Annotated in this window: 1 protein-coding gene; it reads right to left on the bottom strand. The window is 77.6% G+C overall.

The features are described from left to right. Positions 1 to 17 precede the first annotated feature (17 nt). The gene (locus tag FNX44_RS26610) at positions 18 to 1,619 is read right to left on the bottom strand and encodes a hypothetical protein (RefSeq protein ID WP_143651527.1); all 1,602 of its coding nucleotides are present in this window, start codon (positions 1,617 to 1,619) and stop codon (positions 18 to 20) included. Positions 1,620 to 1,725 lie beyond the last annotated feature (106 nt).

Raw genomic sequence — 1,725 nt, 5'->3', positions numbered from 1 at the left:
GGTGGGGGAGAGGGGACTCACAGCAGGTCCTCCGGGGTCGCCGGATCGGGCAGCGCGGTGTGCAACAGCTCGGCGGCGTTGACGGGCGCGGTGCCGCCGCCCGGCGCCGGTGTACGCGGCGGCGGCACGGCGGCGGGCGGCTCGGGCGGCCCGCCGTGCGTCCACGGTGTGTCCTCCGGCTCCGGCAGGGCGGGACCACCGCGCGGCGCGTGCTCGAACAGCGTCCAGCACAGCCGCTCGCCCACCTCGGGGACCGTGCCCGGCGCCGGCTCCTTGCTCCGGCCCATGCCGTTGACCAGCCGTACGACCACCGGCTCGGGCCCGCCCGAGCCGTCGGCGCGGCCGCCCGAGCCGTCGCGGCCGGTGAGCAGTTCCGCGGCCTGGGTGGCGCCGGAGGGCAGGACCCGGTACACCTTCGTGCCCGGCGTCAGCAGCGGCTCGTCGTCCGTCTCGACGGTCACCAGCGGGCGCGGCATCGGCCGACGGCCCTCCGACCACCCGGGCTCCACGGCCGTGACCACGCCGGTGAACGCCTCACCCGTCAGCCGCCGTTCGGCCATCACCAGCGGATCGTCCAGCGCCTCCTGCGCCGCCAGCCTCGCCTGGTCGCGCTCCCGGACTGCGAGCTTGCGCGCGGCGGTGACCGCGTCGTCGCGACGCGGCTGCGGCGGTTCCCCGGCGCGGAGGCGGTCCCGGTGCGCGGTGTAGGACCAGCGGTCGCTCTCCCACCGGCCCGCCACCCGCTCACCCGGCGGCAGCTCGCGCAGCAGCGCCACGCATCGCCACATCTGCTCCCACACCGGTCGCAGCCGGGAGCCGACCAGCTCCCGCACCTCGTCGGCGGCGCCCGGAAGACCGGCGTCGTGGCGGGCCATGGCCGGGACGAGCAGCCGGTTGTCGAAGGCGGGGTCGGTGGCCGGGCCCGCGGGCGGCGTGCGCAGCTGACCCGTCTCGTCCCGCGCGGTCTCCACCAGCAGCGCGGCCCGCGCGCCGTGCAGCCCGTCCGGCGGGTCGAGCCAGGCCAGCAGGGCGCCCAGGTGCTGGTCCTCCAGGGAGGACTGGCCGGTCGCCCAGTGCCGCGAGAGCACGTCGGTCATCGCCAGCAGCAGGGAGGATCCGGGCACCCGGGCGCGGTCGCCGTAGTGGCTCAGCCACCGGCCGAGCAGCGGCACCCGGGGCGGCGCCGGATGAGTCGCCGCCGGGTCCTCCTCCGCCGTCCGGCGGAAGCGGGTGGCCCTGCCCAGCAGCCGGACGAACTCCACCCCCGCCCGGTTCGGCACGAGCAGCTGGGGCGCGTCCCGGCACAGCTCCGCGTCGTCCCTGACCTGCTCGGTGTCGTCCTGGCAGGACTCCAGGCACGGCAGCAGCGCGTCCGCCAACTCGGCGAGGAACGCCGACCGCAGATCCCGGTCCCTGGGCTGGGCCACGGTCAGCAGTACGGGCCGCTCCGGGTCCGTACCGAGGATGACGCCCAGCGGCGCGCCCGTCTCCCCGGCCGTCGTCAGAGGGACCACGACCATCGGGCGGTCGGCCAGGTGGCGGTGGCGGACGGTGGCCAGTGGTCGCGCGCGGCCGGTGTCGGCGGCCTCCATCCGGGCGAGGTGGGTCATCAGGCTCATGCCGCGCCTCCCGGGACGCGCCCGGCCGCGGCCAGCGCCTCAGCACGCAACCGTGCGGCACGCCGCAGCGCCACGGCCGCCGGATCGACGACGGGCTCGGCGGTCC

The sequence above is a fragment of the Streptomyces alkaliterrae genome (assembly GCF_007097205.2).
In the GTDB taxonomy this organism is placed as follows: Bacteria; Actinomycetota; Actinomycetes; order Streptomycetales; family Streptomycetaceae; genus Streptomyces; species Streptomyces alkaliterrae.
The sequence above is the reverse complement of the archived record's forward strand: the minus strand, read 5'-3'. Positions and strand labels throughout refer to the sequence as shown.